The organism is Microcystis sp. M_OC_Ca_00000000_C217Col (assembly GCF_007095585.1).
In the GTDB taxonomy this organism is placed as follows: Bacteria; Cyanobacteriota; Cyanobacteriia; order Cyanobacteriales; family Microcystaceae; genus Microcystis; species Microcystis panniformis.
In genome coordinates this window covers 1-4,566 of record NZ_SFBV01000093.1, presented here as the reverse complement: position 1 = coordinate 4,566, position 4,566 = coordinate 1, and the positions used below count along the sequence as shown (strand labels likewise).

Genomic DNA, 4,566 nt, shown 5'->3' with positions numbered 1-4,566 from the left:
GCCAAGATAAGAGAGAAAAAAATAGCCTCCAAAACTGGGTTGAGTAGGAATAGGGATAAAGGTATGAAGACGGAAAATTTCACATAATATCGTAGGGATAATTCATGAATTATCCCTACGGAATTATCCCTACGGAATTATCCCCACGGAATTATCCCTACGGAATTATCCCTACGGAATTATCCCCACGGAATTATCCCTACGCTCTGAATTGTTGTTACGGTGATTATAAAATCGGCTCGATTTTTTTCTCAAAACCCTTGACAAATGGCGAGACTTGCTTTAGACTTTATGTATAATCGGAATCCGTGCGCCCATATATATAGGGTTTTTGAGGGAAGATAAGAGAGAAAAAAATAGACTCAAAAATCGGGATGGGTAGGAATAAGGATATAAGGTATGAAGACTGAAATTTTCTCTCCCCGACAAGCATTAAACAAAGCATTCCTGAGAGTCAAACCGAGTCGTAGTCAGGTAGAGAAGTTTCAAACCCACCTAGGACAACTCTTGGGGAGTATAAACGAGACAGAATCCGAGGAGTTCCACAAAAACCTGCTTGCAGACTTTCTCAAACACAACTACTATAGTCCCCAACATTTCATCAACACCAAGGGAAGGAATGATTTAGTCATCCATAATGGGAAAGAGTCGCGGGATTCCGTGGGGGTGATATTGGAAGTCAAGAAACCCAGCAATAAAAGCGAGATGCTGCGGAGAGACAAACTCAACTGTAAAGCATTACAAGAATTACTCCTCTACTTCCTACGGGAAAGGATAACCGAGAAAAACCTAGAGATAAAACACCTGATTGCTACCAATATATATGAGTGGTTTATCTTCGATGGGAATATCTTCGAGAGACTATGCGCACAAAATCAGGAACTTGTCAGACAGTTTAATGACTTTGAGACGGGGAGACTAACGGGAAAAACCACCGACTTCTTCTACAAACAGATAGGAGAACCCTTCCTTAACTCCATACTCAATTCCCTGACATACACCCATTTTGACTTGCGGGAATACTCCCAAACCATCCGGGAGGACGAACATAACCTCATCAGTCTCTATAAAATCTTTTCTCCCGAACACCTCTTAAAACTCCCCTTTGCGAACGATAGCAACAGTCTCGACAAAAACTTTTATAGTGAACTGCTGCATATCATCGGATTGACAGAGATAAAAGAGGGAGGAAAAAAACTCATCCAACGTCTGCAACCGGCAGCGCGTCAACCCGGTTCGCTGCTAGAGAACGCTATCAGTCAAGTGGAGAGTTTAGATAAAATCTCTCGTTTACCCAATCCCGAGGAATTTGGGGAGACGGAAGAGGAGAGACTATTGAATATCGGTTTAGAGTTGGGGATAACCTGGATAAATAGAATCCTCTTCCTCAAACTATTAGAAGCGCAGATAATTAGGTATCATCGGGGGGATAAATCCCTAGGGTTTCTCAATTTAGGCAAAATTGCCAACTATGACGACTTAAATCGCTTATTTTTCAGCGTTTTGGCCAAAAAACAGACAGAAAGAAGCAAAGACATCCAGAATACCCATACTCAGGTTCCCTATCTCAACAGTTCCCTATTTGAACCCACAGACTTAGAACAATCAACCATAGTCATCAGTAACCTGCGTTCGGAGAATTTAGAGATTTTTGCAGGAACAGTCTTAAAGGATAGTCAGGGGAAAAAGCGAACAGGAGAAATCAACGCTTTAGCATACCTATTCGAGTTTCTCAATGCCTACGATTTTAGCAGCGAAGGTGGGGAAGCGATACAGGAAGACAATAAGACTCTTATCAATGCGTCAGTGTTGGGATTAATCTTCGAGAAAATCAACGGATATAAGGATGGTTCCTTTTTCACCCCCGGTTTCATCACTATGTATATGTGTCGGGAAACGATTCGACGCGCAGTGATAGAGAAATTTAACCAGAGTCAGGGATGGAATTGTCAGACAATCGAGGATGTGTATAACCGCATCAAAGATAAAACGGCAGCCAATGCTATTATCAATAGTCTCAAAATTTGTGATCCTGCGGTGGGTTCGGGACATTTTCTTGTTTCTGCTTTGAACGAGATAATCGCAATTAAGAGTGAGTTACAGATTTTAGTGGATAAAGAGGGGAAAACTCTCAGGGATTATCGGGTTGAGGTGGTGAACGATGAGTTAATCGTCACCGATGATGACGGTAATCTGTTTGAGTATAATCCCCGCAACCGAGAAAGTCAGCGCGTACAGGAGACTTTATTTCAGGAAAAACAGCGTCTGATTGAGGGGTGTCTCTTTGGAGTTGATATCAATCCCAACTCGGTGAAAATCTGTCGGTTGCGTTTATGGATTGAGTTACTCAAGAATGCTTACTACAAAGCAGATAACGAGTTAGAGACGTTACCGAATATCGATATTAATATCAAGGTTGGCAATTCTCTGATTAGTCGCTTTGGGTTATCCAATGATTTACAAGTCTTTTCCCGCAAAAATCGTTTAAGTATCGAGAGTTATAAGGATGCGGTGAGAGTCTATCGCAACGCGGAGGATAAATCGCAAAAGCGCGAGATGGAGAGATTGATAAGTGAGATTAAGAGTAGTTTTCGTCAGACTTTACAGTTAGATAATCCTCTGAAAAAGCGCTTGCGGGGTTTGGAAACGGATTTATATAGTCTAGAGAATCAAATTTTGTTATTTGAGGAGTCACCCAAGGAAAAGAAAGCGCGGGAAAGGAAGATTAGTCAGTTAAGGAATGAGATTGATAAATTACGTCCGCAACTAGAGGAGATTGAAAGCGGTAAGATTTATCATAATGCTTTTGAATGGCGCTTCGAGTTCCCCGAAGTTCTAGACGATAAGGGGAATTTTATCGGTTTTGATGTGATAATTGGCAATCCTCCTTATGGAGTGAAATTCAAGGAAATGGAAAAGAGTTTTTATAAAACAAAATATCCTATTTCGAGTCAAGGGAAAATCGATTCTTTTAAATTATTTTATGAAAGAGCTTATCAACTTTTAAAATCTCAATACTATCAATGCTATATTGCTCCTAATACATTTCTTTATAACACTCAATCTGAATCTCTAAGAAGTTTTCTTATTCAAAATACACATATTATTAAAGCTATTGAGTTGAGAAAGAATATTTTTGAAGATGCTCCTGATGTAGTCACTGTAATAAATATTTCCCAATATATTAAACCGAAAAAAGACTCAACTACTTCTGCGATGGTTGCCTATCCAGATTATAAATATAATAATCTATATGATGATGAATGGGAAATTATTCAAGAAATACCATACTCAATTTTTATAAATGATAGAGAGAAGAAAATTAATCTCAGAAGAAAACTTATATTAGATGAAATTATAAACAATATGAACAAATTTAGAAAATTAGGCGAGCTTTTTCAACTGAAACAAGGTACAAAACCCTATGGAGATAAGGAAAATAAAAATACTGACCTATTATCTAATAATCAAATAGATCAAAGCTGGGAACCAGCAATTAATGGAAGAAATATTGCTTCCTATAGTATAGTATTTGAAAACTTATACGTTAAGAGAAGCAAAGAATTACATAGTTGTTTGCCAAAAGAAATAGTAGATACTGAAAAAATTTATTTTCAGAGAATGCGAAAAATATCATTATTTCCTAGAATAGTTGCTTGTTATGATAGGGATGGAATTCATGGATTATATACTTGTTCTGTTATTTATAAGAACAATTTAAATACGGTAAATTTAGATTTAAAGTATTTATTGGGAATTTTAAATTCTCATTTAATAAATATTTGGTATAAAAATTTTGATACTGATCTAGAAATAAAGCTTGTCTCGGTAAAAAGTATTCCAGTAAGAGAAATTAGTCAAGAACAACAGCAACCTATAATTGCACTTGTAGATCAAATTCTCACGGCTAAAAAATCTAATCCCAAAGCTGACACCAGCGAGTTAGAAAAAGAGATTGACAAAATAGTGTATGAATTGTATGGATTAAGCGAGGAGGAAATCAGGATAATAGAGGGAGAAATCAAATAAATATAAATGTAGGGTGTGTTAGCGAAGCGTAACGCACCCAAAAGCATCCCAAAGGACTGACAAAAATTTGATCCCCCTAAGTCCCCCTTTTTAAGGGGGATTTAAATTTAATACATTTGTTCTCATGAACTCCCAATCGAACTTTAAAACCCATCTCCGCGCTTCCCCTATACCTTCCTCTTACCTATTGCAAGAGTGCCTTATCTCAACAAGTAATTTAAATTCAGTACAGCTTACACCCAAAAGAATCTCAACCAAAATGCTTGACAAAAGCCAAGACTTGACTTATACTTTTTATATAATGGGAATCCGTGCCTAAATATATATAGGGGTTTTCAGAGAAATTAACGAGCGAAAGAAATAGAGACGAAAAGGAAAGCTTTGCCGCAAGGATTAAAGCTGGTTTGGTTAGACTAACTTTATCGAAAATTTGGGTTAAAACCCCGTCGTTTTACGACGGCTTTTCCTGATTTTTGATGTAGCACTTAAGAACTTCCAGTGGCGCACCTCTCAGTTATCAGTTATCAGTTATCAGTT

The 4,566-nt window shown here is 37.7% G+C and carries 2 protein-coding genes; both read left to right on the top strand.

Annotated features, from left to right (window positions below; genetic code table 11):
* Positions 1 to 104: 104 nt before the first annotated feature.
* Positions 105 to 299 carry a hypothetical protein gene (locus tag EWV66_RS05315; RefSeq protein WP_287108176.1) on the top strand — a complete coding sequence of 65 codons (195 nt, stop codon included), beginning with the start codon at positions 105 to 107 and terminating at the stop codon, positions 297 to 299.
* Between the two features lie 100 nt (positions 300 to 399).
* Complete coding sequence (locus EWV66_RS05310) at positions 400 to 4,029, top strand: DUF7149 domain-containing protein (RefSeq protein WP_287108178.1); 3,630 nt, start codon at positions 400 to 402, stop codon at positions 4,027 to 4,029.
* The last annotated feature ends 537 nt before the right edge of the window (positions 4,030 to 4,566 follow it).

Bases quoted from the DNA above. Each gene is read 5' to 3' on its own strand.
- EWV66_RS05310 (WP_287108178.1), top strand. From the start codon at position 400: ATGAAGACTGAAATTTTCTCTCCCCGACAAGCATTAAACAAAGCATTC.
- EWV66_RS05315 (WP_287108176.1), top strand. From the start codon at position 105: ATGAATTATCCCTACGGAATTATCCCTACGGAATTATCCCCACGGAAT.